Below are 26,597 nucleotides of genomic sequence, written 5' to 3'. Positions count from 1 at the left end.
CTCCTCAGAAGCGATGATCGACGGTGAATTCGACGCGCCGGTCCGCACCCAGCAGCCACTGCGTGCTGGTGTAGTACGCGGTGGCGTAGTACGCCTTGTCGAACACGTTGAACAGCCGCGCCGACAGCCGCGTGCGCGGTGCCGCCTGCCAGGTCAGTGCCAGGTCGGTGGTGCTGTAGCCGGGCAGCTCCAAGGTGTTGGCGTTGTCGGCGTAGCGCTTGCCGACGTAACGCACGCCGCCCGCCGCACTCCAGTCCGGTGCAAACTGCCAGCTCAGCCACACATTGGCCAGGCGCTCGGCCACGTTCGGTGGCACGTTGCCATCACGCGACACCAGCACCGCCGGCGAACCGGTGGTTTCCAGGAAGTCCTCGAACTCGGCCTTCAGCACCGTGGCATTGGCATCGAGCGACCAGCGCGGCGCGAAGTTCCAGTTCAAGGACGCCTCAATGCCACGCGAGGTCTGTGCGCCCACCTGCACGCGGCGATCCGGCACCAGCGGATCGCGGCTGAGCAGCCCGGTCTTGCGGATGCGGTACGCCGCCAGCGTCCACTCGCCGCCATCGAAGGCCTGCTTCAGGCCCACCTCGATCTGCCGGCCCTTGGCCAGGTCGAAGGCACCGTTGGCGGGGCTGATCATCAACAGGCCACTGACCGGGTCCGCCGCCTGCGAGTACTGCGCATACAGGCTCAGCGTCGGCCGCAACGCGAACACCGTGCCTGCACGCCAGCCGGTGCTGCGGTAGGTCTTCGAGAACGCGTTCTGGCCGCTGATCAGATCGGTACGATCAATGCGCGCGCGGTCGTGGCGCAGCCCACCCAGCACCGACCAGCGCTCGCTCAGCGCCAAGCGGTCTTCCACGAACAGCGCGTACTGCTCGGCACGATTACGGTAGCGCGGCAGGTTCGGCGCGTCGCTGGTGAACTGGCCCGGCACCGGATCGAACGGATCGACCGGGCCCGAGCTGCCGGCATAGGTGTTGTTGGTGTGCTTGAAGTGCGCGCGGTTGGCATCGAGGCCCACGGCGAAGCTGTTGGCCAGGCCCGCAATGTTCCCCTGTACCCTCAGCGTCGAGGTCAACCCGGTCTGGTCCTGGTCGTGGGTGATCTCGGTATTGCCAGATCGATCGATCAAGCCGGTAGCGCGGTTGTAGACGTAGGCTTCGGCATTGCGCCAATCGCGCTGGCTGTCGATCTGGTAGAGGCGCGTGCGCCATTCGACGCTTGCGTTCGGCGTCCACAGCGCATCGAGCTGGGTCCAGCGGTCGCGGTAGCGGATGTCGCTGTCTTCCACGTTGTAGTTGCGGTGGCGCAGCGCCTCCAGCTGGCGGCCATCCACCAGTGGCGTGCCGAAGTAGCGCATCGGTTGCTGATAGCCTTCCGCATGGGTGAGCGACAGCTGCAGATCCGCACGCGGTTGCCACAGCAGTGCGCCGGAGAAGGTGGCATCACTACTGCGCCCGCGATCAACCCAGCCACCGCTGTAGTTGCCACTTACATCCAGCCGGTAGGCCAGCTCGGGCGTCAGCGCGCCGCCACTGCCGAAGCCCAGACGTGCGGTGTCCTCGCTGCCCACGGTCACGCTGATCTCGTTCTCGATGGCACCGCGCGTCGGCTTCTTCGGCACGATGTTGATGACCCCGCCAATGGCACCATCGCCATGGATGACCGAGGCCGGACCGCGCAGCACTTCGATGCGCTCGATGGACCAGGTATCGAACGGAAAGGTGATGCCCACGCCGCCATACTGGCGCAGCCCGTCATACAGGCGCATCACGGAAGCGCCATCGGTGAAGCCACGGCTGGACAGCGCACTCAGGCCGTTGCCCGGGTGCGGCATCGCACTGATCGCACCGGCGCGGCTGATCGCATCATTGAGGTTGGTGTCGCCGCGCTGTTCCAGCTGCTCGCGCGAAATCACCGTCAGGCTGGCCGGTGTCTGCAGCACGCTCAGGCCCAACGCAGAGCCTGCGCTGGAGGTGGAAGACAGCTCGCCGCTGCGGGTATCGACCACGCGCACGGTATCCAGCGTGGTCGGTGGTGCCGCATCGGCGGCAAGTACAGAGGCGGTGTGCAGGAGCAACGCGCACATGGCAGGCAGCGTCGCCCGGCGCAGGCGCGCGGAGTTGGGGTTCGTTTTCATCTGTTCACGGCATGCAAGGCCACCCTGCAGTGGCAGGGCAGCTCAGGGAGTTCGGCGAACGCGCACGCAGTCGCGCCAGGCCAGGCCTGGCAGCTTGGGAAAATCAATCCAAAGGCGTGCGCGCAGGGCTCAGACAGCCATGAAGACCGGTGGCCCGCGCGCTCCCAATGTGCCGCTGACCCGCTGCGGCAACGCCTGCACTGCACCACGCAGCGCACGGCATATCGATACCATCGGTGCCAACAGCAGCAATGCCGCCACCAGCAGGGTGATCAGCCGCGCGGCGATCAGGCAGTAGTCGCAGTCCACGCCCATCTCATGCGCGGCGTGTGGATCGGCGGGCGGCTTCTTTGAGACCTCGCCCTGCTGCATCGCCATCGCGTGGTGGTCGTGATGGCCCTCCATCGCATGCTGCGCATGCTGGGAATGGTCCATCGCCGCTACCGGCACAGCCGCTGCAACGTGACCATGCGCCAGCCAGCGGCTCACCAGCGGGGCAAGCAGCACCAGCAGCATGGCTAGCCATGCCAGGGCCTGGAACCGGCGGTGGAGGACAGAACGACGCACCCGGCCATTCTACGGGCCTGCGGTCAACCTTGGACCACGTTCAGGGTTGCCCGGCGGCCAGTGCGACGTTATGACGCAGCCTCCAGCGCAGGGGATCGTCCACTGCCCGAGGGGGACGGAAGGCAGCCTGGCCGGCCCCTTCCGCCCCCGCACCGGATGACTAGAACCGCGCCGGTTGCTGCACCGCGCGCTCCAGGAACATGAAACCCGCCTGCAGGCTGTTGCGGGCGTTCTCCAACCAGCGCTCCGGATCGGCTACCGCAAATCGCTCCTGTGCATCCACATCACCCGAGTCGGCCAGATCAGCCAGCTGCAGATGGATGTGGTTCTCCACCAGGCTCACCAGCACGGCGAGCTCGGCCGATAAACCGGCGATGCGTTCGGTGAAGCCAGCGTCGTTGCTGTTCAGAGACATGTCCCCTGTTCCTATGCGTTGCGGTGTTGATGGATGGCTTCGAAACGCTCGGCACAGGCAGGCCCGCAGAACAGTCTTGCCGGATCGTTGTCGAAGTCCTCGCTACAGTCCGGGTTGTGGCATTCCCCCATGGGAGTGAGAGGGGCAACGTTGCTGGCCCGCGTTGCGTGCTGGGCCAGGGCGCGTTGCAGGTGGCGCGCTTCCATTTCCTGCGCTTCGTCGATGGTGTCCGTCATGCGGGTTGTATTTTATCGAGGGGTGGTCGCACCGATTGAGAACGTCGCAACGACGGTCAACGACGCGGATTCCGCGGCGGATCGGCGTTCGTGGTTGCAGTGGATTTCAGGCATGCAGGCTCCTTGTGCACGGGCGCCCGAAGGCGCGATGGAGAGAAACGATGGGCCGTCGTTGACGGCGATCGCATCATCCGAAAACCGGTTCTCGCCAACTGCGACGCATCGGCACGATCACAGTGATCTGCGAACGCCATCGCAGATCCAACGCGTACTGGGTGGCGCCATCGCGGTCAGGGATGCAAGGTGCTGGAAGGTGTTGCAAATGAAGCCCCGTTCCGACACCATGACCGTATCACCACTTCCATCACATCCTGACCACACTGCGTCGGTCGGCCGCTGCGTGACCTGCGCACGCCGGACACTGCACAGCACGTTGGCCGCCATCGGCCGCCGTGGACCGATCCACGTTCCCAGGGGCCTTGTCGAATGCACACACCGCATCCCACGCAGGACATCGTTCCCGCGTTCCTGCAGGCCATGCACGCGCACGGCATCGTGCCGGACGCGCGCGGCCGCGACGCGCTCAACGCCGATGGCACGCTGGTGCGCTTCCATGTGGAAGGCGACCGTCGTGGCACGCGCAATGGTTGGGCGGTGTTGTTTGGAGACCACGTGCCGGCCGGCGAGTTCGGCAGCTGGCGGACCGGCACCCGCCATGCCTGGTGCGCGAAATCGCCGACCGCGTTGAGCGCCGCCGAGCAGCGTGCCATCAGGCAACGCCAGGAGGCGGCCCGCAGCGAGCGCGAACGGCATCAGCGCGAACGCGAGGACGCCGCCGCCAGGGCGGCCAACGTGCTGTGGAACCGAGCCATTCCTGCCGATGCCCACCACCCCTATCTCGTACGCAAGGGCATCCATGCACATGGCCTGCGTGTGGCGCCATGGCCGGTGCGCAACAGCGATGGCCTTGTCTTCCGCCACATCGACAGCGCCCTGCTGGTACCGGTGATGAACAGCGCGGGCCGTATCGTCTCGTTGCAGGCGATCTTTCCCCGCGTGGATCCAGCACTTGGCCGCGACAAGGACTTCCTTTCCGGTGGCCGCAAGCAGGGCTGCTTCCATGTCATCGGCAAGCCGGTTACCGGCCAGCCGATCGCCATTGCAGAGGGCTATGCCACCGCCGGATCCATCCACCAGGCCACGGGCTGGTGCGTGGTGGTGGCCTGGGATGCAGGCAACCTTGGCGCGGTCGCCCGAGCCTGGCGCGGCGCCATGCCGGACGCGTCATTCGTGCTGTGTGCCGACAACGATCAGTGGACGCGGCAGCCGCTGGACAACCCTGGCGTCACCCTGGCCACGCAGGCTGCCGCGGACATCGATGCCCGCGTGGTCTGGCCCGAGTTCGCCACGCTGCATGGCGACGATGACCGCCCTACCGACTTCAACGACCTGCATCTGCGCGAGGGGCTGGACACCGTGCGTGCCCAGTTGTTGCCCCCCATGCCGCCGGCAGGGGGCGACGACGTGGCACTGGACGATGCGCCGTCATCGGCCAGCGCGCGCTACCAGGTGCCTGGCAACCTGTCCGCATTCGATGCCTTCACCCCGTTTCCCGATACCAACGCGCGCGGGCGGCCGTTGCCAACCGCCCGCAACCTGGCCGAACTGTGCCGTCGTACCGGTGTGACCGTGCGCTACAACGTCATCCGCAAGGATCTGGAGATTCTGGTCCCTGGGCTGCAGACGACCGTGGACAACGCCAAGGAGGTCGCGGCGGGCGAAGTGATGGATTGCATGCACCGCGCCGGCATGGCCACCGCCAGCTTCGAGACCAACCTGTGCCAGGTGGCCGAAGCCAATCCCTACAACCCGGTCGCCAGCTGGATCACCTCACGGCCGTGGGATGGCCAGTCCCGCCTGCAGGCGTTCTTCGATACCGTGCAGGAAGCCAAGCCCACGCACATGGCCGACGGCCGCGTGCTGAAGGAAGTCCTGATGCGGCGCTGGCTGATCTCCGGCGTGGCTGCGGCGTTTGAGCCCGATGGCGTGGTCGCGCGCGGCGTGCTGACGTTCGTTTCGAAACAGAACCTGGGCAAGACACGCTGGGCGCGGCAGCTGGCGCCGGTAGAGCTGCAACTGATCGCCGACGGTGTGGTGCTCGATCCGGCCAACAAGGACAGCGTCAAGCAGGTCATCTCCAGATGGATCGTCGAGCTGGGCGAAGTCGATGCCACCTTCCGCCGTACCGATATCGCGGCGCTGAAATCATTCATCTCGCGCAGCCATGACGAGATCCGTCGCCCCTACGCGCGCACCGAATCCCGCTATGCGCGGCGCACCATCCTGTTTGCCAGTGTCAACGACGAACGCTTCCTCCGCGATGCCACCGGCAACACCCGCTGGTGGACCGTGCACGCCGTGGCGCTGGGCGAACCGGCGCGGATCGACATGCAGCAGGTCTGGGCTGAGGCCCATGCGTTGTACTGCAGTGGCGAGACCTGGCACTTGAGTGCCGAGGAACTGGATGCGCTCAATGCCACCAACAGCGAACACGAGCCCATCTCGCCGATCGCCGAACTGATCGATCGTCATTTCGACTGGTCGCTCCCTGCCGAGCACTGGAGCGCGCACTACCGCGCCACCGAGATCGTCATCGCGGTGGGCATCGACAGGCCCAACCGTCGCGAGGTGAACGAGGCCGCCGCCTACGTGGTGAAGCGGCATGGCGTGCGCACCCGCGTGGTGGGCAAGGAGCGGGCCAAGGTCTGGCTGATGCCACAGCGCAGACGCAGTCTGGCCGAGCACGCGGCAGGGCCGTTCTAGATGCCGCGCCTCCATGATGGTCGCGACGTTGACAGCAGCAGCGGCGACTGGCGCCTGCACTGCGAAGCACGTCGCCTGCTGCAACTGGACGGCTACCGGCGCGTGGGCACCGACGGGCGCTGGACGACGGTCAGTCCGCGCCGGCACCGCCAACAGTATCTCGAGGGTGTCCTGGCCGCACGCGGGCCGGTTGAGCGTGAGCGTCTGGCAGCAGCGGCATTGCGGCTGTGGATCGCCAGCCCGCCCAACCGCACCATGATGCAAGTAGATGAAAGGTGTTGACTGGGAGCATCTACAGGGGCAAGATGCAGGTATCGGCCCGCCACCTTCCAGGAGCGCTTCCGCCATGTCCCGTCCCCGACTGCATGCCTTCGAAGGTGAGCAGCTGACCGTGCAGCAGATCCACCAGCGGGTACCGGTGCTGTCCGAGCGGACCATCCGCGACCACCTTGCTGCCGGCCGGCGTACCCGCACCGCCATGTTGTGCTTTGACCCGATCGCCGCAGCGGCCCGGGGAGGGCGCATCACCCAGCGCATCCTCCGCGCCCGCAGCGTCGTCGGTCGCGATTCCTGATCCTCCGGCACCTGCCGCATTTCTCCAGGAGTAGATTCCGCATGATTCCCGCCTCCCTCGACAGCGGTCATCGCCTGATTGCCGACACACTGGCCGCGTTCCGTGCCGGCCCTGGACTGGGCAGCGTTGCCCTGCGGCCGGCGCCACGCTCTCGTGTGCCGCTCTACATCGGCGTCGCCGGCAGCAAGCGCTCGGGCAAGGACACACTCGCCAATGGACTGGCGTCGGCGTTGTCACTGCCATGCGACAGCTTCGCGGGCCCGCTGCGGCAATTGGTCGCCACCCTCCTCGGGCTCTCCCTGCACGAACTGGACAGCCGCAAGGAGGACGCCATCGACTGGCTGGCCGAACTCACCCCGCGCCACCTGATGCAGACCGCCGGTACCGAGTGGGGGCGTGACCGCGTCCATCCCGAGCTGTGGGTACGCTCGCTGTTCGCACGCCTGCCCGAGGGCGGGCTGGTACCCGACGTCCGCTTCGCCAATGAGGCCCGCGCGATCCGGCGTCGTGGTGGTGTCGTGATCCGCGTCAATCGCCCAGGCCATCGCAGCAGCGACCCTCATGCCAGCGAGCAGCCGCTGCCGCATGAGCTGGTCGACATCGAAGTCGACAATGACAGCACCCCGGCCGATCTGGTCCGCAGATCGCTGGACCAGCTGCGTTCGCGCGGTGTGATCTGATCCGGAATGCCGGCCCGCCATCCGGTCCATCCCCCGAACCCAGCGCAGGCCCCGACCCATCATCGGCGAAAATGATGTAAGGTCATCCCCCATCACCGACGACACCTGTCGTCACCCTGCATCCCCAACCCATTTCGCAAAGAGGAAACGCCATGGAGGTCGAACAGTTCACGTCGACGCGCCTGAAGGCCATCGAGTTGTTCAAGTCCCAGCCCAAGGGCAGCAAGGACATCGTGAGCCTGGATGCGATCTTCATCTCGCTGTGCACGCTGGCCACTGCCCGGGCGGGCGCAGGCAGCGCCCAGCAGGCGCGTACCGTGGCCCGCCCGGGCAGCCAGCAGCCGCCCGCGCCATGGTTCGTCGAAACCCTTGCGGCCCTGAAGGGCAAGGGCGAGTCGATCACCGTGGCGCGCTTCCTGATGTTCGCCAACCGCTTCCCGGTCAAGCGCATGGACCAGGTCAACGCGGCACGCTGGCTGCGCGACGCCGGGTACATCCCCCGCAAGACCGGCGGCAACCTGGTGTTCGATCTTTGATCCAGCGCCCCCTGCAGTCCTGAAGCCCCGGCATCGTCCGGGGCTTTTTCGTTTCCGGCCAGTACACGGCGCATGAGGCTGTGTGGCAGGTGGCCGTCCTCACCCTGTACCTGCCCCATCCCCTTGATCTGCCTCTGTTCCTGCCAGGTGAGGACAACGAGTACGGATGTGCAGGAAAACACCAGCGGCCAGAGCAAGCGGATTCGGCTCACTGCAAGCAGGCGTGTCGTGCTCCTCCCCCCTCCTCACGCACGACTGAACGTCTTCAGCGCACCGATATAAAAGTAGATGAAAGGTGTTGACTGGACAGGCGGGATGGCAACAGTGGAGATCAATGCCACTGAAGACATCCTCCATGAACGCCCTGCCCGACAGCATCCAGACCCTGGCCGAGGTCATCGGCGAATCCGCAGCCCTCACGCTGGTGCGTGCCTGGCCGCCGACCACCTCCAGCACCACCGGCCGTCACCGCGTCATTGTCTACGTCCCCTCCACCCTGCCCGACCAGCACCGGCTGATCGACATCCTTGGCCACGACGTCGCCCAGCGGCTGGTCGCGCACTTCGGCGGCGAACTGTTGTTCCTGGCATCCTGCTTCGCTGCCGGCGCGCACGAACGCCGCGAGCAGATTGCCCGCGCGGTCGCCAGCGGCATGCCACGCGACCATGTTGCGCGTGAGTTCGGCGTCTCACAGACCACCATCAAGCGCGCCCTGCGCGGTGCGCGCACCGCGTTGCCACCGGCTGTCCACCCGGCCCTGCTCAAGGGATACGCACGCGCATGAACGAGAGCGACCTGCTGGCCGGCGTGCCGGATTGGGCCAAGTACCTGGGCGGGACCTCGGGCGTGCTGATCGCGGTGTCGCTGTGGCTGCGCCAGTGGTTGTCGTCGGCCAAGGTCGACCGCACCGCCGATGAAGCCACCAGCAACACCCTGCGCACCCTGCAGGAACAGCTCGCGGCCGAACGTACACGCGCTGATGGGCTGATGCACGAGCGCGAGGCAATGGCCCAGGAGATCGGGCAGCTGCGCGGTGAAGTCAGCGCCCTGCGTGCACAGATCGCCCAGCAGAGCGTACAGATAGACGCCCTGCTGGCCCTGGTGCGCAAGCAGCCGGGGGCCGCCGCATGACCGCCGCTGCAGCCAGCGCCCTCGGTGGCACCAACGTTGCTGCGTTCCTGGACATGCTGGCGGTGTCCGAAGGCACCGATATACCCAGCCAGCGTTCGCGTGACCGCGGCTACGACGTCATCGTCGGTGGCCAGCTGTTCACCGACTACCGCGACCATCCCCGCGTGCTGGTGTCGCTGCCGCGCTACGGCATCAAATCCAGCGCCGCCGGCCGCTACCAGTTCCTGCGCAGCACCTGGGATGACCTGCGCGCGCGACTGGGCCTGCCTGACTTCGGCCCGGTTTCGCAGGACCGCGCGGCCGTGGCGCTGCTCAAGCAATGCGGTGCCTACGAGCTGATCCGGCTGGGCCGCTTCGATGCCGCCGTCACTGCGGCTCGGCGCATCTGGGCATCGCTGCCGGGCGCCGGCTACGGCCAGAAGGAGCACGCGCTGGAAACACTGCGCGCGGCGTACCGTGCCGCCGGCGGAGCCCTGCAGTGACGCCCGCGGCACTGAGGTTGGGCATCGGGTTGCTGGTCCTTGCCGGCAGCCACGCGAGCTGCGCCTGGCTGGGATGGACCCTGCGCGACCGCACTGCGGACCTTGCCGTTGCCACCACCCGGGCAGCGCAGCAGGAGGCCCGCACCGATGCAGTCCAGCGCGCGAACCAGCAGGCCCTCGCCAACAGCGCCGCAGGCGCGCAGGCCGAATCACAGCGCCTGGCCCACCAGGCCCGGCACACCGAACAGTTCAACACCCTGCAACGGGACATCGAGACCCATGCCAAGACTCCTGGTCGTGATCGCGGCGACGCTGACGCTGAGTTCGTGCGCATCTGGCGCGAGGCCAACGCCGGCCACGCCCTGCCGCGCTGACCTCAGCATCGCACCTGCCCAGCTGCTTCCCCCACCCCGCCTGCCGGACCTGCACGCAGCCAGCGATGACGCGCTGCTGCGCAATCACGTTGCGGTCGCACAGCAGTACCACGCGCTGGCCGACCAGCTGAGTGCGCTGCTGTGCAGCCTCGGCAGCCAGCGCGGCATCACCATCAATGGCGCCGTGCCGGCAGCACCCGCCGACTGCGGCAGCAGTGCCACTCCCACGCACTAAGCCTGCCGGATACGGCCACGCCTGCAATGCCACCCCACTGCGGTGATGGCAACACTGGCTGCAGACCGCGCGCGCCGCACGGGCCACGCCCTTCTTCCCTTCCCTGCATGAGCTGACATGGCGAACGATTCCTTCCCTCCCACGCTCGATCCGCTGATTGCCGCGATCGAAGCCGCTATCCGCGCACGCTTTCCGGGGTTTGCAAGCGTCGAGTTCCATCGCGACGCCAACGCTGAGGGGATGCCCCTGCCGGCCTGCCTGCTGGCGATGACCCGCTGTGACCGCAGCAGGGACAACAATGATGGCAGTGGCCTGCTGCAGGCCACGCTGCGCTTCGAAGCGCGCATTGCGCTGCCGGCAACCGATGCAACCACAACGCTGCAGCTGCGCAACGCGGCCCTCGCCCTGGCGACCTGGCTGCACCAGCTCGGCCGCTTCCCCGGCGTTGCCAGCGGTGCGATCGATGTGATTGCAGCATTGCCGGAAGACCCCGCGGCGGCACAGCCGGGCCTGCGCACTTGGATCGTCGAGTGGTCACTGCCGGTCGCGCTGGGCGACAACCCGTGGGACGACGCCGGTGGCGTGGTGCCGCAGGCGTCCTACAGCTTCGCGCCGGAGATCGGCCGCGCCCATGAGTCCCGCTACCAGCCGTTGCCGGAGCGCGCACGATGAGCGCCGAACACGCGCGGCTGATCGGCAACCTGCTGATGATCGGCGTGGTGCGCGAACTGGACGAGGCGAACGGGCGCGTTCGCGTCGATGCCGACGGCATGCTTACCGACTGGATTCCCTGGCTGGAACGCGGCGCGGGACCGGGCGTACGCACCTGGTGCGCACCCGAACCCGGCGAGCAGGTCGTACTGGCGTGCCCCTATGGCGACCCGGGCCAGGCGCTGGTACTCGGCAGCCTGTACCAGGACCGCTTTCCGCCGCCGGCCGACTCGCGCCTGCGGCAGCGCACCGAGTTCGCCGACGGCAGCAGCGTCGAGTACGACCAGGAAACCACCACGCTCAACGTCCATGTCGGCAGCGGCAAGGTCATCGTCACCTGCGCGAATGCACAGGTGATCGCCAGCGAATCGATCGTGCTCGATACACCCTCGATCAAGGCGACCGGCGATCTGGATGTCAGCGGCGCGATCAGCGCCGGCAAGGACATCAGCACACCGGGCGAAGTCAAGGCCGGTGCCATCGGCCTGAAGGCACACAAGCACACCGCACAGGGTCCGACCGCACCCACCACGCCCGCGCAGCCCTGAGCGGCCACGCCTGCAATGCCCTGAAAACCCGCACTCCACGACGATAGAGGCCATGCGAGGAATCGACGCCAACACCGGCAAATCACTGGATGGGCTCGCCCATCTCCACCAGTCCGTGCGTGACATTCTCACCACGCCTCTTGGCTCCCGCGTACTGCGCCGCGAATACGGTTCACGCGTGTTTGAACTGATCGATGCGCCGACCAACCGCTCGCTGCGCATGGACCTGATCGCGGCCACCGTCGACGCGCTGGCGCGATGGGAACCGCGTCTCCACGTCGAGAACGTCGACGTCTCCCTCCCCGCCCCCGGCGTGATGATCCTGGCAGTGACCGGGATCCACCTGCCGGACGGCGAGGCCATCACCATCGAAGGAATCGAGGTTCGCTAACCGTGGCATCCGGCTCGTTCACCAGTGTCAATCTGTCCCAGCTGCCTGCACCGGCGGTCATCGAAGTGCTCGATTTCGAAGCCATGTTCGATGAATCGCTGACCGCACTGCAGGCCCTGGATCCCACCTTCGACGCGCTGCTGCCGTCGGACCCGGCCTTCAAGATCCTGGAGGTCTGCACCTACCTGCGCCTGCTTGATCGCCAGCGTGTCAACGACGCCGCGCGTGGCGTGATGCTGGCCTATGCCGGTGGCAGCGACCTCGACCACCTCGCCGCGATCTTCGGCGTCGCCCGCCAGGTGCTCGACCCGGGCAGGCCGCAGGAAGGCATTCCACCGCGATATGAGAGCGATGAGGACTTCCGCCGCCGCATCCAGCTGGGCCCGGAAGGGTTCAGCGTGGCGGGGCCGGAAGGTGCCTATGTATTCCATGCGCTGAGCGCGGACCCGCGCGTGCTCGACGCCAGTGCGACCAGTCCCGCCCCCGGCGAAGTGGTGGTCTCGGTGCTGTCGCGCGAAGCGGATGGAACCGCCACCCAGGGGCTGCTGGACATCGTCGAGGCGAAGCTGAGCGCCGATGACGTGCGACCGCTGACCGACCACGTGCTGGTGAAGCCGGCCACGATCGTCACCTACTCGGTCGACGCCACGCTGTTCACCTTTGCCGGCCCGGATTCGCAGGTCGTGCTTGCCGAAGCGCGCACCCGCCTGGACCGCTACATCAGCGAGTCACATCGTCTCGGCCGCGATGTCACCCGTTCGGGGTTGTTCGCCGCATTGCATGCCGAGGGCGTGCAGCGCGTGGAGATCGTCCATCCGGCTGCAGATGTGGTGGTGGACCGAACCCAGGCCACGCACTGCACCGGCGTGACCCTGACCCACGGCGGCACCGATGAATGAGCCGAGCACGCGCCTGATCAACGCGCGCCTGCGCGGCGCGATCGATGGCCGCAACCGCACCTTCCGCCACCCCGGCGGCGCGCTGGCGAGCCTGCAGGCGGTGTACCGCACCGATGCACGGGGGCGGCAGCCGTTGCAGGGCAGCGTCATCGAGGGCAGCAGGGTCACCCTGGCCGCTGCACCGGCGCCCGGCGAGGTCATCGATGGTGACGCCCAGGTGGTGGTGCCCTCGGCGGCGAACCTGCTTCCCGCCAACGCCACCCACGCCGAGCGCGCGCTTGCCCGCGCCATCGTCGCACGTCCGTTGCCGGTGGACATCACCGCGCTGTGGGATGCCGATCGCTGTCCGACCGCACTGCTGCCCTGGCTGGCCTGGGCGCTGTCGGTGGACGAATGGAAGGCCTACTGGCCCGAGGCCGTGAAGCGCGCCCGGGTGCGTACGGCCATCGCCATCCAGCGACGCAAGGGCACCGCCGGCAGCGTGCGCGACGTGGTGGCCGCCTTCGGTGGATCGGTGCTGATCCGCGAGTGGTGGCAGCTGCAGCCCAAGGGCGCGCCGCACACCTTCGAAGCGGTGATGACCATCGCCAACCAGGATGGCCAGTCCGCCACGGCGATGTTCGTCGAGGACGTCATCGGCGAAATCACCCGGACCAAGCCGGTGCGCTCGCATTTCACCTTTACCCAGGGCATGCAGGCCGACGCCGCCATCGGCGCACTTGCAGCCGCCCACGCCACGGCCTTCCGCCGCCTTCAACTGATCGGAGAGTAACCCCCGCATGCGCTTGAAAATCACCGATGCCGGCTTCGCCAAGCTGGTCAATCCGCCGAACACCGGCACCAACGCCGTGCTGATCACCCAGATCGGCCTGACCTCGACGGCCTTCGTGCCTTCCGCGGGGCTCACCGCACTGCCCGGCGAGATCAAGCGCGTCGCCACCTTCGGCGGCCAGGCCGTGGGCGATGACACCGTGCACGTCACCATCCGCGACGACAGCGCCACGTCCTACACGCTGCGCGGGTTCGGCCTGTACCTGGCTGACGGCACCCTGTTTGCCAGCTACGGCCAGGCCGATCCGATCATGGAGAAGTCGGCCGCATCGATGCTGCTACTGGCCACCGATACCCGCTTCAGCGGGATCGACACGACGCAGATTCAGTTCGGCGATGCCGGCTTTCTCTATCCACCGGCCACCACCGAGGTCGTCGGCGTGGTCGAGCTGGCCACCAGCACCGAAGCCGAAGATGCGACCGACACCCAGCGCGTGGTGACTCCGCGTGGCATGCGTGCTTACACCGACAAGCGCTTCGGCGCCAGCGCCCCGACCGCGCTGGCGAAGACACTGCTGTCTGCGGCGAACACCGCGGCGGCGCGCACTGCGCTGGAACTGAAGAGCGCCGCACTGAAGGACACCGGGCATGGCAACGGCCTGGACGCCGACACACTGGATGGCAAGCACGCCTCCGAGTTCGCCCTGGCCGGTGACTTCGCCACCGTGGGCCACAAGCATGTGATTGCCGATGTGACCGGGCTGCAGTCGGCACTGGATGGCAAGGCGTCCAGGGGCGGCAACACGTTCACCGACCAGCAGTTCATCAACGGCACGTATCCGTTGCTGGGCTTCGGTGCCGCCGGTGCCGAACAGTCCTTCATTGGCGGCTGGGGAAATTCCAGCCTGTGGCGCGTATGGAGCGCGGACCGCAGTGCCAGCAGCGAAATCACCATCAAGCATGGCGACACGCCGCGCTGGAACGGCTCGCCGATGTGGCATGCCGGGAACTTCGCGCCTGAAGCGAAGATGGACAAGAGTGGCGGGACGTTCACCGGCGCGGTTTCCATCTCCAACAACTCGCTGCGCCTGTCCGGCTGGGGCAGCACGCTGACCGATGGTGTCATCTACTTCGGCACCGGTGACAGCTACATTTTCAAGTCAGGTTCCTCCTTCACCTTCCGCAATGTGGAGGGTGCCTATAGCGCAACGCTCAGCGCAGGCGGGAACATCTGGACCAGCGGCAACTTCGATCCCGGCGGGAAGATCAACAAAGCCGGCGACATCATGAACGGCACGCTGAACATGTATGTGGGTCAAGGCAGCACCCAGGTCGTGCACCAACGGTTCGGCTGGGGCAACAACGTGACCCGATGGGCGACAGCCATGGAGAGCGACGCCACACTTTCGCTTTACTCCTACGACTTCAATGGAGGAACTCCGACGCAGCGCGCGAGCTTCAGCAATGTCCAGTACCGGGAGAACACATTCGTCGGCGGCGTCACTTCCGCAGGTGGCAATGCCGCATTCATCATCAAGGACCGTGGGAACGCGAATCAAGAGTTCCACATCTACAACACGGACAACGTGTTCCGGATCTGGTCGTCCACTGCGCAAGTGGATCGACTGCAACTGAATGCCGCGGGGGCTCTCTGGACGGCCGGCGGCTTCGATACTGGCTCTTCACGCAAGCTGAAAAACATCGAAGGCGCACTTCCCTATGGCCTGGCAGCTGTCGAACAGATGGAACTGGCAGCCGGCCACTACAAGCCCGAGTACAACGACGACGGTCGTCGCCGCCTGTTCTTCGTCGCCGAGCAGCTGGCCGAACTGGTGCCGGAAGCGGTCGACCTGGAAGGCGTCGAGTTCCAGGGTGAGCGCGTGGCATCGGTCAAGCTCGACCAGCTGCTGCCGGTCATGGCCAAGGCCATCCAGGAACTGGCCGCCGAAGTGCGCGCACTGAAAGCGGAGCGCTGACATGCCCAGCGGATATCGCTCTTCCGGTGTCGACTTTGACGACCTGTTCGATCCGTACGTTGAAGGTCCACTGGCGCAGGATTCGGGCCGCCGTATCGGCGGCACCGACCTGAGCCGCCGCTATGCCCACATCCAGTACGGCAGCAAGCGTGCCGACGTAGGCCATCGCATCAACGGCATGGACGTGTCCAACCTGTGGGCGGCCCGCGGCAGCGCCACCTACAGGCTGCCATTCCATGGCAAGGGCTACTCGGCAAGCAATGGCGCCAAGACCAACTCCACCGGCTCCGTGTCGGCAACCGTCTCGATCCTGATGTATGCCGACGGCACCTATGCCATCCGCACGGGCGTCGCCGGTGGCGGCAATGGAGGCAGCTCGGTAGCAGCGTCAGGCCAGTGGCTTCCGGCAGGTGCAAGCGTTTCCGAGTACGAAGTGCAGATCACCGGCTCCTCGCCCGCCAAAGCCTCTTTCAGCACCAGTGCTCCCTCGTTCGTGCCGGCATCGGCTGGACCGTCGGCAGGCGTGTCGATCAGCGTCCCTGCCAGGTCCGCCAGCTACGAATCGGACAGCGTCAGCATTTCCGTCGCGCTGCGCCGTGCCGGAGGTATCGCCCAGGTTTCCACCTTCAGCGCCAGCGTCAGCGCCTCCGGCTGGGTCTGATCGATCAGCGGGCCACCGCTGCAATTATCGCGACCGCCACATTCTCCGAACATTACCCCGTCGCCTGCACAAGCCGGCACACACCCACACCGAGGAAGAACCCCGAATGACCGAATTTCTCCATGGCGTACAGGTCGTCAACATCGATACCGGTGCCCGATCGATTGCCATCGCCTCCAGCAGCGTGATCGGCATCGTCGGCACCGCACCGCTGGCCGACACCGAAGCGTTCCCCATCAACACGCCCGTACTGGTGACCTCGCCGTCGCAGGCCGCCAAGCTGTCGGCCACCACCGGCGCCGATGCGGGCACCCTGCCCGGTGCGCTCGACGCGATCTTCGACCAGTCCAGTGCCGTGGTCGTCGTCGTCCGCGTCGAGAAGGGCGCCAATGAAAGCGCCACCCTGGCCAACGTGCTGGGCGGCGTGAACGCCCAGACCGGCGCCTACGAAGGCGTGCATGCACTGCTGGCCGCCAAGTCCATCGTCGGCGTCAAGCCGCGCATCCTGGTAGCACCCGGCTTCACCCATGTGCACCCGGCCGACCCGGCCAAGCCGGAGGCCGTGCTGGCCAACCCGGTCGTCGCGGAGCTGCTCGGCATTGCCGACAAGCTGCGCGCAGTGATCATCAAGGATGGCCCGAACAGCAACGACGACGCTGCCAAGTCCACCGCCGCCCTGACCGGCTCCAAGCGCGTCTACGTGGTCGACCCCGCGCTGCTGGTGCAGTCCGGTGATGCCATCGTCACCCGCCATGCCTCCGGTGCCGTGGCCGGTGCCATCGCCCGCAGCGACAACGAGCGCGGCTGGTGGACGTCGCCGTCGAACCTGGAACTCAACGGCGTGGTCGGTACCGCGCGTGCGATCGACTTCGGCCTGTCCGATGCCACCAGCCGCGCCAACCTGCTGAACCAGGCCAACGTGGCCACGGTCATCCGCGAAGGGGGCTTCCGCCTGTGGGGCAACCGCACCACCAGCATCGATCCGAAGTGGCAGTTCCTGTGCGTGGTGCGCACCGCCGACATCATCGCCGACAGCCTGGAAGCCGCCCACCTGTGGGCCGTCGACCGCGGCATCAGCAAGACCTACGTCGATGACGTGCGCGAGGGCGTCAATGCCTTCCTGCGCGGCCTGAAGACCCAGGGCGCGATCCTCGGCGGCAACTGCTGGATCGACCCGGAACTGAACGCAGCGGACAGCGTGGCCCAGGGCCGCTTCTACTGGGACTTCGACTTCACTCCGACCTACCCGGGTGAGCAGCTGACCTTCCGCATGCACATGAACAACAACTACGTCTCGGAGATCTTCTAAGCATGGCGCGCAAGATCCGCAAAAACTTCAACTTCTACGTCGACGGCAAGGGTTATGCCGGCAGCGTGATGTCCTTCACCGCCCCCAAGCTGTCGCTGAAGACCGAGGACTTCCAGGCCGGCGGCATGCTGGCCCCGACCGAGATCGTGCTCGGCCATGAAAAGCTGACCGCCGATGTGGAGTTCGCCTCCGACGACGCGGAGATCATGAGCAAGTTCCACGTCATCGAAAGCAAGGAATACGGCTTCACCGCCCGCGAGGCACTGGAAGGCGACGACGGCGAAGTGACCCAGGTCGTGCACAACATGCGTGGCAAGGTGAAGCTGCTGGACCGTGGCGAAACCAAGGTCGGCGAGAAGGGCACGATCAAGGTCAGCCTGGCGCTGAGCTACTACAAGCTGACCCATGGTGCTCAGGTCGTGCAGGAGATCGACGTGGTCAACATGATCGCCCGCCAGGGTGGCGTCGACGTCCTGGCCGGCATCCGCGGCGCGTTGGGCATCTGAGCCCACGCCGCACCGAAGAACCCGGGGGCGCCTCGCGCCCCCGCATCCATCGCACCGCATCGCATTCCAGGAACGCATCCATGTCCAGCAAGACCAAGACCCCCACCGACACCGTCATCGAGCGCGATGGCTTCGCCGAGATCACCCTCACCCGTCCGCGCCAGGTCAATGGCATGGAAACCGCCGTGCTGCGCATGCGCGAGCCGACCGTGGAAGACATGGAGCGCTACCAGGACGACAAGGGCAGCGACGCCCAGCGTGAGGTGCGGATGATCGCCAACCTGTGCGAGATCTCGCCGGACGACGTGCGCAAGATGCCGTTGCGCGACTACGCACGACTGCAGGCAGGCGTCGCGCTTTTTACCACCTGACCCTGCCACAGATCAGGCAGGGAGTGCTCGCCCTGGCCGGTCATACCGGCTGGGGCCTGCGCGAAATCATGACACTGCGGGTGTCGAAGTTCATCTGGTGGATTCAGGGATTGCCGGTACATGGCCAGTAACGTTCAAACGACAACGATCACGATCGGCGGTGAGGTGTCCAAGTCGCTGAAGGACGCATTGTCCTTCGCCAATGATGGCGTGAAGCGCCTCGGTGATGAAGCCGGCAAGCTGGAGCTCAAGCTCGCCGCGATGAAGAAGTCGGGCACCGCATACACCCGCATGCGCGCGCAGGCCGATGCGCTGCGCGCCTCACAGGAAGCGCTGGAGCGTGTCGAAGCCAAGCGCACCGCCAACCTGGAGAAGCGCGAGAAAATCGGCGCCTCGTTCAAGGCAGCGCGCGGCACACTCGGCACCGCCGTCACCGCACTGGCCAAGCCGGTCGAGAACGCCTCCGGCTTCGCCCGCCAGAACCAGCAGATCGGCGTAGCGGCCAACCTCAGCCGCGCCCAGGTCAGCGCACTTGGCCAAGCGATCCTGGAACAATCGCGCGCAACCAACCAAGGCGCCGACGCGCTGCAGCGCTCGATCAGGCTAATGATCGACGCCGGCATGGATGCACAGTCGGCCCAGGCCAGCCTCGGTGCTGTCGGGCGGACCACCACTGTCACCGGTGCCAGCATCGATGATGTGGCCCAAGCTGCGGCCGCCCTGCAGCAGTCGTTCGATATCGATCCCTCGCGCATGCAGAACGCGCTGGACGTGCTGGTGGTGAACAGCCAGCAGGGCAGCCTGGGCCTGAAGGACATGGCCCAGGTGCTGCCGGTGCTGGGTTCCTCGTTCGAGGCGATGAAGCTGCAGGGCACATCGGCGGCGGCTACGCTGGGTGCGGCACTGGAAGCCACGCTGGACTCGGCAGGTGGCGCCGACAAGGCCGCCAGCAACATGAAGAGTTTCATGTCCGAGGTGCTCTCGCCGGACATTCAGGAGAAGGCCAAGAAGAGCCTGAACCTGGATCTGCGCAAGATCATCGGCGATGCACAGACCAGCGGCGGCAATCCCTTCGATGCTGCGATGCAGGGAATCATCCAGGCGACCGCGGGCGACCAGAAGAAGATCGGCACCCTGTTCAGCGATGCACAGGCGAAGAACTTCGTCCAGCCCATGATCGAGAACTGGGACACCTACATCCGTGTCCGCGACAAGGCCTTGAATGGATCGGCGGGTACCACCGATGCGGCCTATGCCGACGCGATGCAGACCGATCCGCAGAAGATCGAAGGCGCCAAGATCGCCGTGGACAACCTGTCCAAGGCGTTCGGTGCGGCGCTGCTGCCCGCGGTGGGCGAGGCCGCGGTCAAGCTGACCGAGCTGTTGAACGGGGTTACCTCGTTCGTACAGGAAAACCCGAAGCTGATCGCCAACACCACGCAGATCGTGGTCGGCATGCTGGGCATGCGCGCGGCGGTACTCGGCGCTCGCTATGCCTGGACTTTCCTGCAGGGCCCGATCCTGGGCGTGCAGAAGGCCTTCCAGCTGTTCCGTGGCGGCAGCCTGCTGGCACAGCTGGGGCGCTTCGGGCCGATGGCCATGCGCCTGGCATCGGGTTTCCGCATCGTCGCAACTGCCATTGGTGCCATCGGCGGTGGCCCCATCGCCGTTGCCGTCGCCGCCATCACCGCCGGCGCCCTGCTGGTGCGCAAGTACTGGGAACCGATCAAGGCATTCCTGGGCGGCGTCTGGGAAGGCCTGAGCGGTGCAGGCACCGCAGCGATGGGTGAACTGATGCGCGCGTTTGAACCACTGCGCCCCGCTTGGGAAGTCATGAGCGGGCTGATCGGCCAGGCCTGGGACTGGCTGTCGAAGATGCTGGAACCGGCGCAGTACACCGGCAATGAATTGTCACGCGTCGCCCAGATCGGCTCGCTGGTGGGTGAGGCACTGCTGACCAACTTCCGGCTGGTGATCCAGGTCATCGGCGGCGTGGTGGGGGCGGTGGTGTGGCTGGGCGAGATGCTCGGCACCGTCGCCGGCTTCATCAGCGAGACCCTTGGCAACATCTGGGAGTCGATCAGCCAGAAGGCGACCGCAGCGTTCGACCGCATCCTGGAAAAGCTCAAGCCAGTCATCGAAGGCGTCGGCTGGTTCATGGACAAGCTTGGTGGTGGCGTAGGGGCTGCCAACGACAAAGCGCTGGAGGTCGCCGAGGGCGGGCTGCAGACCGCAGTGGGCGCCGCCAACATCTACAGCGGCATGAAGGCGCGCGGCGGTGGTGGCATCGGCGACTTGGCGCGCGTGGCGTACGCGGTCGGCACCAACGACAACGATGGCCTGAACCGCCGCATGGCCGAGCTGAGCGGCGCGCAGGGACGCCGTGCGCCGGACATGCCCTCGCCCACGATGCGCGCACCGACCACCGTGCAGCAGCAACAGACCAACAACATCACCATCCACCAGCAACCCGGTGAATCCAGCGAATCGGTGGCACGCCGCACTGCAGACGAGCTGCAGCGTCGCAACGCGGTTGCCGCCCGTGGTGGTCTGGCAGACAGGAACTGAGCATGAAACGCGAATTCGTAACCGGCACTGTGGACAAGCTGCTGTCGCAGTTCAAAGCCAATGACTCCGGCAACGCCCCGGTCCTGCTGATGCTGGGCGGCTTCAAGTTCAGCCTCAACACCGCGGTCTTCCGGGAGATCCAGCAATCCAACGAGTATCGCTGGCAGGCGCAGGACCGCATCGGCCAGATGGCGGCCCTGCAGTACACCGGACCGGGCTCAGCCAGCATGACCCTGCCGGGCGTCATCTACTACCAGTTCCGCGGCGCCGGCAATGAGCTCTCACAGCTGCGCAAGCTGGCCGCGCAGGGCACGCCTCATCGACTGCTGACCGGCAAGGGCGGCAACCTGGGCCTGTGGGTCATCGAGAAGATCGATGCCACCGCCAGCGAGTTCACCGCCGACAGCGCGATCCTGAAACAGGAATTCACCCTTTCACTGCGGAAGCACAGCAATGGCACGAACGTATAGCACCCGCGACGGCGACGTCGTAGACCGTATCGCGTACGCGCATTATGGCGAGCAGTCACCGGCCATCCTGCGCGCGGTGTTCGATGCCAACCCGGGCCTGGCCGCACGCGGCCCGGTACTGCCTGCCGGCGTAGCGATCACCCTGCCGGAGGTGCAGCGCCCGGCCAGCGAGCGCAAGGGAGTCGCCCTGTGGGATTGAACATCACACCGGCCTTCCGCGTGGTGGCCAACAGCCAGGACATCACCGACAAGATCATGGCGCGCTTCAAGTCGCTGCGCATCACCGACGAGACCGGCAACACGTCCGACACGCTGGAACTGCAGCTGGCCGACCACGATCCGTCCGATCCGATCCAGCTGCCACCGGTTGGCGCGGAACTGGAGGCCTTCATCGGCTATGACGGCGAAGTGCGGCGCGTAGGCCTGTACATCTGCGACGAGGTGGAGATCTCCGGCTTTCCCGGCAGCATGACGCTGCGCGCCCGGGCGGCACCGTTCGAGACCAGCAAGGGGGGCAAGAGCGACCTGCAGACGCAGAAGACACGCACCTGGAAGAAGGGCACCACGATCGGCGACATGGTGCGACGCATGGCCGGCGAGCATGGGCTGAACGCAGCGGTGAGCGCATCGCTGGCGTCCATCGTGCTGCCGCTGACGGTGCAGTCGCAGGAGTCGGACATGAACCTGCTGCTGCGCCTGGCCAAACAGCACGATGCCATCGCCAAGCCCGGAGGCGGGCGCCTGGTGTTCGTGAAGCGGGGCGAATCCACCAGCGCCAGCGGCGAGCGCATTCCCGATGTCACCCTCACCCCGGCCGATGGCAGCGACTACCGGGTAACCCTTGCCGCACGCGAAGATGCCGGTACCACCATTGCGTACTACCGCGACGTGCGCAGTGCCAAGCGCCAGGAAGTGAAGGTCGGCAGCGGTGAACCGATCATGCGCCTGCGCATGGCCTATGCCGACCGGGAGAGCGCAGAAGCGGCGGCGCGCGCCAAGCATCGCGAACAGGCACGGCAGACGCGGACGCTCAGCTACACCCTGCCCGGCCGCGAAACACTGATGGCCGAAGCCACCGTGGTGATGCAGGGGTTCCGCGAGGGCGTGGATGGCCAGTGGCTGGTCAAGCGTGCCGAGCACAGCATCGGCAGCGAGGGCTTTATCACCCGCATCGAATGCGAACAACCCAACAGCGCCGACGCAGTGAAAGCGGCCAGCAATGCCCCGGCCAGCGAAGGCGAACAGGTCGGCAGCGAAGTGTAGATTCACGCCATGCGTGGTGCTTTCCGCGCATCAACTCACGTACTGCGCCACGCCATTGCCGAACGACCAGTTCTCCTTCTTTACTTCAACAAGATTGATGAACACATCCTCGCGGCGGATGCCCACCGCCGCGTGCAGTCCATCGGCGATGCCGGCGTACAACGCCTTCTTCTGCTCCAGCGTACGCCCTTCGTTCCAGGTGATCTGGATGCAGATGAAATCGTCGGTGCGGTCCACGCCCAGATAGCCGGGGTCGTAGATCAGCGTGCCGGCGTCGTGCTGCTGGAAGATCTGGAAGCGGTCGTTCTCCGGCACGCCCACCGCGCGCATGGCCTGGTAGATGGCTTCGCCGACACGTTGCAGGTAGTCGGCGGATTTACCTTTGCGAAGATCGATGCGGGCGAGCGGCATGGTGGCACTCCAGGGAATGGGGGCACGGCACTGCCTCGAGAGTACGCCGGCCGTGAACCACGGAACAGCGCATGGATGGAATCCTGTGCCCGCATCGGTGAAGTGCGTCCCCCGAGCGCTTCGCGCGGTTGAGGGAGCCGGTGAGTCGCGCTTCCAACGATGCCGGAAGGCCGCGCTGATGGCCAGGCAACAAAAAAGCCCCCATTTCTGGAGGCTTCTTTCGTTCTGCAACATGGTGGGCGGTACAGGGATCGAACCTGTGACCCTTGCCGTGTGAAGGCAATGCTCTACCGCTGAGCTAACCGCCCGGTGTGTTGCTGAGCCGCTCATTATAGGGGCTTTTCAGAGGCCGTCAACACTTTTTCACATTGGTGTTCACGGGCGTTTCGAGGCATGCAGCCGCATGGCCCGGCGCTACCTCACATCGTGTGGGTCGGCTTGTCCGAACCGGTCAGGCCGGCCAGCAGGGTCTCGATCTTGTGGCGTACGCCCTCGCCTTCTGCACCGTCGGCCAGCTGCACGCCGATGCCGGCGGTACGGTTGCCCTGCGCGCCGGCCGGGGTCACCCAGATCACCTTGCCGGCCACCGGCAGGCGCTCGCTGGAATCGGGCAGCGTCAGCAGCAGGAACACCTCGTCACCGAGGAAGTAACGCTTGGGCGTGGGCACGAAGATGCCGCCGTTCTTCACGAACGGCATGTACGCGCTGTACAGCGCGGCTTTGTCCTTCACGGCCAGGGACAGGATGCCCTGGCGGGCGTTGCTGGCACTCATCGATTTCCCCTTGCGGCAGGCCGCTCGTTCACCTTGTTCCAGGCCAGCAGCAACTCGACCACCGCAAGGTCTGCACGCACCGTGGTGCGCAGCAGGTCGCGGGTGCGGTTGGCCGCATCGAACCAGGCTGCAAGCTTGTGCAATCGCTCCGGCGTGGTCAAGGCATCGGTACTGGCCTGGGCCAGCGCCAGGTCGGCGGCAAAGCGCAGGCGCAGCGCCGCGTTGTCGTCACCACACCACTTCTGCGCCAGCTCCACCGCGCCGGTCTTGCCGGCGGCCAGCTGTTCCAGATCTCGACCGACTTCGCGGCGCAGGCTCAGGCCGTCTTCGCGCAGCCAGTTGTCGGCCTGGCCGGGATGGCCGCGGGCGGCCTCCAGCGCTTCGCGCGCCGATGCTTCGCTGTGGCCCTGCTGCTGCAGCCAAGCCAGCGCTTCGTGCTGCGGCGGCAGCTTGAATTCCAGGCGCTGGCAACGGCTGCGGATGGTCTGCGGCAGGCGCGCCGGGTCGCTGCTGATCAGCCACAGGTAGCGGCCGGGCTGCGGCTCTTCCAGCGTCTTCAGCAGCGCGTTGGCCGCCGAGCGGTTGATCGCATCGGCCGGGTCCACGATCACCACCTGCGCCACGCCGTACTGCGGGGTCAGCGCCAGCTTGTCGGTGATCTCGCGCACCTGCTCGATGACGATCTCGGTGCGCAGCTTGTCGCCGCTCTTGTTTGGAATGAAGCTGACCAGCTGCAGGTCCGGATGGGTACCGGCGGTGATCAGCTGGCGCGTGCGCGTGGCATGCGCGGCATCACCGCGCGCCAGCACGTGGTCGGCCAATGCCAGCGCCACCTCACGCTTGCCCAGCCCGGCCGGCCCGCAGATCAGCAGGCCATGGCCGAGGCGACCGGCATCGAGCGCGGCCACGGTCTGGTCGAACGCGCGCTGCTGCCAGGGCGAAAACGTGCTCATGCGCCCTCCCCGTCCTGCAGCCAGCGCTCGACACGCGCGACCACATCGGCGGCCACGCGCGCCTGCTCCTGGCCGGCGTCGATCAACGCGAAGCGCTGCGGGTCCTGCTGTGCGCGGCTGCGGAACACTTCGCGCACGCGCTGGAAGAAATCATCCTGTTCGCTCTCGATGCGGTCCGGCCACAGGTCACGGCCATTGGCGCGTGCCCGGCCGACGGCCACGTCCACGTCCAGCAGCAGGGTCAGGCCCGGCAGCAGGCCCACCGCGCGGCGCTCCAGATCGGCAATCCACTGCGGGTCGAGGCCACGGCCACCGCCCTGGTAGGCATAGCTGGAATCGGTGAAACGATCGCTCAGCACATAGGCACCGCGCTGCAGCGCCGGCTGGATCACCTGGCGCACATGCTGCGCGCGCGCGGCGAACACCAGCAGCAGCTCGGCTTCGGCGCTGAGCGGTTCGGCGGCGATCTCGGCATCGGGCTTCAGCACCAGGCCACGGATGCGCTCGGCCAGCGGCGTACCGCCCGGCTCGCGGGTCAGTACCACCTCATGACCGTGGCTGCGCAGGCAGTCACGGATGGCATTGATGGCAGTGGTCTTGCCCGCGCCCTCGCCGCCTTCCAGGCTGACGAAACGCGGGTGGCGAAGCAGCGCGGGACTCATTGCGCCGGGGTCTCCTGGGTACGTTGCTGGCGCAGCTGCTGCAGGTAGCGGGCGACTGCGGCGTTGTGCTGGTCCAGGCTGGGCGAGAACACGTGCGCGCCGCTGCCATCGCCCACCGCGACGAAGTACAGCGCGTCGCCCGCCGCGGGTTGCGCGGCCGCCATCAGCGCGTCGCGGCTGGGCATCGCGATCGGGGTCGGGGTCAGGCCGGCACGGGTGTAGGTGTTGTAGGGCGTATCGGTGGTCAGGTCGCGACGGCGGATGTTGCCGTCATACGCGGCACCGAGGCCGTAGATCACGGTCGGGTCGGTCTGCAGGCGCATGCCGATCTTCAGGCGGCGCATGAACACGCCGGCAATCTGCGGGCGTTCGCTGGCCAGCGCGGTTTCCTTCTCGATGATCGAGGCCATCGTCAACAGCTCGTAGGGCGTGTTGATCGGCAGGTCCGGCGCACGGCTTTCCCAGGCCTCATCCAGCGCCTTTTCCATTGCGGCATGGGCGCGCTTGAGCACGTCCAGATCGCTGTCGCCACGCTGGTAGACATAGGTCTCCGGCAGGAAGCGGCCTTCCGGATGCTGGCCACCGAAGCCGAGGCGCTGCATCAGCGCGGCATCATCAAGATTGTCGGTGGTGTGCAGCAGCGGCTCGGCGCGCTTGAGCGCAGCACGCAGCTGGCGGATGTTCCAGCCCTCGACGATCGTGACGCGGTGCTGCAGCACCTTGCCCGCGCGCATGCGCAGCAGCAGTTCGCGCGGGGTCAGGTCGGCGCTGAGCGCGTACTCGCCAACCTTCAGCTTGCCGGCGGCATCAAGCTGGCGCGCCAGCAGCTGCCACTGGGTGTCCTGGCCCTCGTCCACGCCGGCATCGCGCAGCTTGCGCAGCACGCTGTTCATGCCATCGCCGCTGACGATGACCATGCTCTCGGCAGTCGGGGTGATCGGGGCATCGGCGAAACGCGTCTGCTGGTAGAAGAACCACGTGCCCACGCCGGCCACGACGGCGCCCAGCACCACCACCAGCGTTACCACGAACAGACACCCGCGCTTGGCTCCCGCCATGGACTACCTCTGAACTCGATTCCGTCGTGCAGGATACCGTGCCGGTGGATTGGGGTCATGACCGGGGCCACGCAGCCGTGCCGACCAACGGTCGGCACCC

32 protein-coding genes and 1 tRNA gene are annotated in these 26,597 nt (G+C 66.5%); 23 read left to right on the top strand and 10 right to left on the bottom strand.

Going from position 1 to position 26,597, the window contains the following annotated elements; all coding sequences use genetic code 11:
* Positions 1-4 precede the first annotated feature (4 nt).
* The 4 genes from Q9Q79_RS04875 to Q9Q79_RS04860 form a co-directional block, all read right to left on the bottom strand.
* The gene (locus tag Q9Q79_RS04875; protein ID WP_201861887.1) at positions 5-2,143 is read right to left on the bottom strand and encodes a TonB-dependent receptor; all 2,139 of its coding nucleotides are present in this window, start codon (positions 2,141-2,143) and stop codon (positions 5-7) included.
* Positions 2,144-2,272: 129 nt separating this feature from the next.
* Positions 2,273-2,659, bottom strand: a complete 387-nt coding sequence (locus Q9Q79_RS04870; RefSeq protein ID WP_099484769.1) for a DUF2946 family protein — start codon at positions 2,657-2,659, stop codon at positions 2,273-2,275.
* Positions 2,660-2,870: 211 nt separating this feature from the next.
* Complete coding sequence (locus tag Q9Q79_RS04865; protein WP_012479313.1) at positions 2,871-3,125, bottom strand: hypothetical protein; 255 nt, start codon at positions 3,123-3,125, stop codon at positions 2,871-2,873.
* 11 nt (positions 3,126-3,136) lie between these two features.
* Entirely contained in the window at positions 3,137-3,361 is a 225-nt protein-coding gene (locus tag Q9Q79_RS04860) for a hypothetical protein (protein WP_005408344.1), read from the bottom strand.
* Positions 3,362-3,847: 486 nt separating this feature from the next.
* Between Q9Q79_RS04860 and Q9Q79_RS04855 the strand changes: the two genes are divergently transcribed.
* The 23 genes from Q9Q79_RS04855 to Q9Q79_RS04745 all read left to right on the top strand — a co-directional run bounded on the left by Q9Q79_RS04855 (position 3,848) and on the right by Q9Q79_RS04745 (position 22,640).
* Positions 3,848-6,184: a VapE domain-containing protein gene (locus tag Q9Q79_RS04855; protein ID WP_201861880.1), complete on the top strand. Its 2,337-nt coding sequence runs from the start codon at positions 3,848-3,850 to the stop codon at positions 6,182-6,184.
* On the top strand, positions 6,185-6,466 hold the full coding sequence (locus tag Q9Q79_RS04850) for a hypothetical protein (RefSeq protein WP_043033658.1): 282 nt from the start codon (positions 6,185-6,187) through the stop codon (positions 6,464-6,466).
* A 64-nt stretch (positions 6,467-6,530) separates the two neighbouring features.
* On the top strand, positions 6,531-6,758 hold the full coding sequence (locus Q9Q79_RS04845; RefSeq protein WP_024956102.1) for a hypothetical protein: 228 nt from the start codon (positions 6,531-6,533) through the stop codon (positions 6,756-6,758).
* 41 nt (positions 6,759-6,799) lie between these two features.
* The gene (locus Q9Q79_RS04840) at positions 6,800-7,438 is read left to right on the top strand and encodes a hypothetical protein (protein ID WP_201861872.1); all 639 of its coding nucleotides are present in this window, start codon (positions 6,800-6,802) and stop codon (positions 7,436-7,438) included.
* A 152-nt stretch (positions 7,439-7,590) separates the two neighbouring features.
* The gene (locus Q9Q79_RS04835) at positions 7,591-7,974 is read left to right on the top strand and encodes a hypothetical protein (RefSeq protein WP_060380095.1); all 384 of its coding nucleotides are present in this window, start codon (positions 7,591-7,593) and stop codon (positions 7,972-7,974) included.
* A 355-nt stretch (positions 7,975-8,329) separates the two neighbouring features.
* The gene (locus Q9Q79_RS04830; protein WP_223846372.1) at positions 8,330-8,758 is read left to right on the top strand and encodes a helix-turn-helix domain-containing protein; all 429 of its coding nucleotides are present in this window, start codon (positions 8,330-8,332) and stop codon (positions 8,756-8,758) included.
* Complete coding sequence (locus tag Q9Q79_RS04825) at positions 8,755-9,105, top strand: hypothetical protein (RefSeq protein ID WP_043033662.1); 351 nt, start codon at positions 8,755-8,757, stop codon at positions 9,103-9,105. The genes Q9Q79_RS04830 and Q9Q79_RS04825 overlap by 4 nt, the downstream gene beginning before the upstream one ends.
* Entirely contained in the window at positions 9,102-9,587 is a 486-nt protein-coding gene (locus Q9Q79_RS04820) for a glycoside hydrolase family 104 protein (RefSeq protein WP_049459412.1), read from the top strand. Before Q9Q79_RS04825 ends, Q9Q79_RS04820 begins: the two co-directional genes overlap by 4 nt.
* The gene (locus Q9Q79_RS04815; RefSeq protein WP_024956106.1) at positions 9,584-9,961 is read left to right on the top strand and encodes a hypothetical protein; all 378 of its coding nucleotides are present in this window, start codon (positions 9,584-9,586) and stop codon (positions 9,959-9,961) included. Before Q9Q79_RS04820 ends, Q9Q79_RS04815 begins: the two co-directional genes overlap by 4 nt.
* 352 nt (positions 9,962-10,313) lie before the next feature.
* Positions 10,314-10,868, top strand: a complete 555-nt coding sequence (locus Q9Q79_RS04810; RefSeq protein ID WP_099527123.1) for a hypothetical protein — start codon at positions 10,314-10,316, stop codon at positions 10,866-10,868.
* Positions 10,865-11,455 carry a phage baseplate assembly protein V gene (locus Q9Q79_RS04805; protein ID WP_100437956.1) on the top strand — a complete coding sequence of 197 codons (591 nt, stop codon included), beginning with the start codon at positions 10,865-10,867 and terminating at the stop codon, positions 11,453-11,455. Before Q9Q79_RS04810 ends, Q9Q79_RS04805 begins: the two co-directional genes overlap by 4 nt.
* Positions 11,456-11,507: 52 nt before the next feature.
* Positions 11,508-11,846: a GPW/gp25 family protein gene (locus tag Q9Q79_RS04800; protein WP_005408332.1), complete on the top strand. Its 339-nt coding sequence runs from the start codon at positions 11,508-11,510 to the stop codon at positions 11,844-11,846.
* Between the two features lie 2 nt (positions 11,847-11,848).
* Entirely contained in the window at positions 11,849-12,745 is an 897-nt protein-coding gene (locus tag Q9Q79_RS04795; protein ID WP_049459408.1) for a baseplate J/gp47 family protein, read from the top strand.
* A 223-nt stretch (positions 12,746-12,968) separates the two neighbouring features.
* A complete protein-coding gene (locus Q9Q79_RS04790) occupies positions 12,969-13,517 on the top strand; it encodes a phage tail protein I (protein ID WP_134948479.1) in 549 nt (182 codons plus the stop codon).
* 7 nt (positions 13,518-13,524) lie between these two features.
* The gene (locus Q9Q79_RS04785) at positions 13,525-15,492 is read left to right on the top strand and encodes a tail fiber domain-containing protein (RefSeq protein ID WP_012479300.1); all 1,968 of its coding nucleotides are present in this window, start codon (positions 13,525-13,527) and stop codon (positions 15,490-15,492) included.
* Position 15,493: 1 nt separating this feature from the next.
* Positions 15,494-16,153, top strand: coding sequence for a hypothetical protein (locus tag Q9Q79_RS04780; protein WP_012479299.1), 660 nt, complete (start codon positions 15,494-15,496; stop codon positions 16,151-16,153).
* A gap of 106 nt (positions 16,154-16,259) precedes the next feature.
* Complete coding sequence (locus tag Q9Q79_RS04775; protein ID WP_111193432.1) at positions 16,260-17,462, top strand: phage tail sheath C-terminal domain-containing protein; 1,203 nt, start codon at positions 16,260-16,262, stop codon at positions 17,460-17,462.
* Between the two features lie 2 nt (positions 17,463-17,464).
* The gene (locus Q9Q79_RS04770) at positions 17,465-17,968 is read left to right on the top strand and encodes a phage major tail tube protein (protein ID WP_005412457.1); all 504 of its coding nucleotides are present in this window, start codon (positions 17,465-17,467) and stop codon (positions 17,966-17,968) included.
* Positions 17,969-18,048: 80 nt separating this feature from the next.
* On the top strand, positions 18,049-18,339 hold the full coding sequence (locus Q9Q79_RS04765) for a phage tail assembly protein (RefSeq protein ID WP_005412456.1): 291 nt from the start codon (positions 18,049-18,051) through the stop codon (positions 18,337-18,339).
* 120 nt (positions 18,340-18,459) lie between these two features.
* Positions 18,460-20,907 (top strand): phage tail tape measure protein, encoded by a 2,448-nt coding sequence (locus Q9Q79_RS04760; RefSeq protein ID WP_201861870.1) that lies wholly within the window; start codon positions 18,460-18,462, stop codon positions 20,905-20,907.
* A gap of 2 nt (positions 20,908-20,909) precedes the next feature.
* A complete protein-coding gene (locus Q9Q79_RS04755) occupies positions 20,910-21,377 on the top strand; it encodes a phage tail protein (RefSeq protein ID WP_005408323.1) in 468 nt (155 codons plus the stop codon).
* Positions 21,361-21,576 carry a tail protein X gene (locus Q9Q79_RS04750; protein WP_005408322.1) on the top strand — a complete coding sequence of 72 codons (216 nt, stop codon included), beginning with the start codon at positions 21,361-21,363 and terminating at the stop codon, positions 21,574-21,576. Before Q9Q79_RS04755 ends, Q9Q79_RS04750 begins: the two co-directional genes overlap by 17 nt.
* Complete coding sequence (locus tag Q9Q79_RS04745) at positions 21,567-22,640, top strand: contractile injection system protein, VgrG/Pvc8 family (RefSeq protein ID WP_201861865.1); 1,074 nt, start codon at positions 21,567-21,569, stop codon at positions 22,638-22,640. The genes Q9Q79_RS04750 and Q9Q79_RS04745 overlap by 10 nt, the downstream gene beginning before the upstream one ends.
* A gap of 30 nt (positions 22,641-22,670) precedes the next feature.
* Here Q9Q79_RS04745 and Q9Q79_RS04740 read toward each other — a convergent pair whose 3' ends face one another.
* The 6 genes from Q9Q79_RS04740 to mltG form a co-directional block, all read right to left on the bottom strand.
* On the bottom strand, positions 22,671-23,051 hold the full coding sequence (locus tag Q9Q79_RS04740) for a tautomerase family protein (protein ID WP_005408320.1): 381 nt from the start codon (positions 23,049-23,051) through the stop codon (positions 22,671-22,673).
* A gap of 233 nt (positions 23,052-23,284) precedes the next feature.
* Positions 23,285-23,359, bottom strand: a tRNA-Val gene (locus tag Q9Q79_RS04735).
* Between the two features lie 111 nt (positions 23,360-23,470).
* On the bottom strand, positions 23,471-23,824 hold the full coding sequence (locus Q9Q79_RS04730) for a PilZ domain-containing protein (RefSeq protein WP_005412452.1): 354 nt from the start codon (positions 23,822-23,824) through the stop codon (positions 23,471-23,473).
* Positions 23,821-24,777, bottom strand: a complete 957-nt coding sequence (locus Q9Q79_RS04725; RefSeq protein ID WP_012479293.1) for a DNA polymerase III subunit delta' — start codon at positions 24,775-24,777, stop codon at positions 23,821-23,823. Before Q9Q79_RS04725 ends, Q9Q79_RS04730 begins: the two co-directional genes overlap by 4 nt.
* On the bottom strand, positions 24,774-25,439 hold the full coding sequence (gene tmk / locus Q9Q79_RS04720) for a dTMP kinase (protein WP_005412450.1): 666 nt from the start codon (positions 25,437-25,439) through the stop codon (positions 24,774-24,776). The genes Q9Q79_RS04725 and tmk overlap by 4 nt, the downstream gene beginning before the upstream one ends.
* Positions 25,436-26,497 (bottom strand): endolytic transglycosylase MltG, encoded by a 1,062-nt coding sequence (mltG, locus tag Q9Q79_RS04715; RefSeq protein ID WP_201861864.1) that lies wholly within the window; start codon positions 26,495-26,497, stop codon positions 25,436-25,438. Before mltG ends, tmk begins: the two co-directional genes overlap by 4 nt.
* Between the last annotated feature and the right edge of the window lie 100 nt (positions 26,498-26,597).

The sequence above is a fragment of the Stenotrophomonas sp. a6 genome, assembly GCF_030913325.1.
In the GTDB taxonomy this organism is placed as follows: Bacteria; Pseudomonadota; Gammaproteobacteria; order Xanthomonadales; family Xanthomonadaceae; genus Stenotrophomonas; species Stenotrophomonas maltophilia.
The sequence above is the reverse complement of the archived record's forward strand: the minus strand, read 5'-3'. Positions and strand labels throughout refer to the sequence as shown.

Coding starts and splice junctions, on each gene's coding strand:
- Q9Q79_RS04875 (WP_201861887.1), bottom strand. CDS start 2,143: ATGAAAACGAACCCCAACTCCGCGCGCCTGCGCCGGGCGACGCTGCCT.
- Q9Q79_RS04870 (WP_099484769.1), bottom strand. CDS start 2,659: ATGCTGCTGGTGCTGCTTGCCCCGCTGGTGAGCCGCTGGCTGGCGCAT.
- Q9Q79_RS04865 (WP_012479313.1), bottom strand. CDS start 3,125: ATGTCTCTGAACAGCAACGACGCTGGCTTCACCGAACGCATCGCCGGT.
- Q9Q79_RS04860 (WP_005408344.1), bottom strand. CDS start 3,361: ATGACGGACACCATCGACGAAGCGCAGGAAATGGAAGCGCGCCACCTG.
- Q9Q79_RS04855 (WP_201861880.1), top strand. CDS start 3,848: ATGCACACACCGCATCCCACGCAGGACATCGTTCCCGCGTTCCTGCAG.
- Q9Q79_RS04850 (WP_043033658.1), top strand. CDS start 6,185: ATGCCGCGCCTCCATGATGGTCGCGACGTTGACAGCAGCAGCGGCGAC.
- Q9Q79_RS04845 (WP_024956102.1), top strand. CDS start 6,531: ATGTCCCGTCCCCGACTGCATGCCTTCGAAGGTGAGCAGCTGACCGTG.
- Q9Q79_RS04840 (WP_201861872.1), top strand. CDS start 6,800: ATGATTCCCGCCTCCCTCGACAGCGGTCATCGCCTGATTGCCGACACA.
- Q9Q79_RS04835 (WP_060380095.1), top strand. CDS start 7,591: ATGGAGGTCGAACAGTTCACGTCGACGCGCCTGAAGGCCATCGAGTTG.
- Q9Q79_RS04830 (WP_223846372.1), top strand. CDS start 8,330: ATGAACGCCCTGCCCGACAGCATCCAGACCCTGGCCGAGGTCATCGGC.
- Q9Q79_RS04825 (WP_043033662.1), top strand. CDS start 8,755: ATGAACGAGAGCGACCTGCTGGCCGGCGTGCCGGATTGGGCCAAGTAC.
- Q9Q79_RS04820 (WP_049459412.1), top strand. CDS start 9,102: ATGACCGCCGCTGCAGCCAGCGCCCTCGGTGGCACCAACGTTGCTGCG.
- Q9Q79_RS04810 (WP_099527123.1), top strand. CDS start 10,314: ATGGCGAACGATTCCTTCCCTCCCACGCTCGATCCGCTGATTGCCGCG.
- Q9Q79_RS04805 (WP_100437956.1), top strand. CDS start 10,865: ATGAGCGCCGAACACGCGCGGCTGATCGGCAACCTGCTGATGATCGGC.
- Q9Q79_RS04800 (WP_005408332.1), top strand. CDS start 11,508: ATGCGAGGAATCGACGCCAACACCGGCAAATCACTGGATGGGCTCGCC.
- Q9Q79_RS04785 (WP_012479300.1), top strand. CDS start 13,525: ATGCGCTTGAAAATCACCGATGCCGGCTTCGCCAAGCTGGTCAATCCG.
- Q9Q79_RS04780 (WP_012479299.1), top strand. CDS start 15,494: ATGCCCAGCGGATATCGCTCTTCCGGTGTCGACTTTGACGACCTGTTC.
- Q9Q79_RS04775 (WP_111193432.1), top strand. CDS start 16,260: ATGACCGAATTTCTCCATGGCGTACAGGTCGTCAACATCGATACCGGT.
- Q9Q79_RS04770 (WP_005412457.1), top strand. CDS start 17,465: ATGGCGCGCAAGATCCGCAAAAACTTCAACTTCTACGTCGACGGCAAG.
- Q9Q79_RS04765 (WP_005412456.1), top strand. CDS start 18,049: ATGTCCAGCAAGACCAAGACCCCCACCGACACCGTCATCGAGCGCGAT.
- Q9Q79_RS04760 (WP_201861870.1), top strand. CDS start 18,460: ATGGCCAGTAACGTTCAAACGACAACGATCACGATCGGCGGTGAGGTG.
- Q9Q79_RS04755 (WP_005408323.1), top strand. CDS start 20,910: ATGAAACGCGAATTCGTAACCGGCACTGTGGACAAGCTGCTGTCGCAG.
- Q9Q79_RS04750 (WP_005408322.1), top strand. CDS start 21,361: ATGGCACGAACGTATAGCACCCGCGACGGCGACGTCGTAGACCGTATC.
- Q9Q79_RS04740 (WP_005408320.1), bottom strand. CDS start 23,051: ATGCCGCTCGCCCGCATCGATCTTCGCAAAGGTAAATCCGCCGACTAC.
- Q9Q79_RS04730 (WP_005412452.1), bottom strand. CDS start 23,824: ATGAGTGCCAGCAACGCCCGCCAGGGCATCCTGTCCCTGGCCGTGAAG.
- Q9Q79_RS04725 (WP_012479293.1), bottom strand. CDS start 24,777: ATGAGCACGTTTTCGCCCTGGCAGCAGCGCGCGTTCGACCAGACCGTG.
- tmk (WP_005412450.1), bottom strand. CDS start 25,439: ATGAGTCCCGCGCTGCTTCGCCACCCGCGTTTCGTCAGCCTGGAAGGC.
- mltG (WP_201861864.1), bottom strand. CDS start 26,497: ATGGCGGGAGCCAAGCGCGGGTGTCTGTTCGTGGTAACGCTGGTGGTG.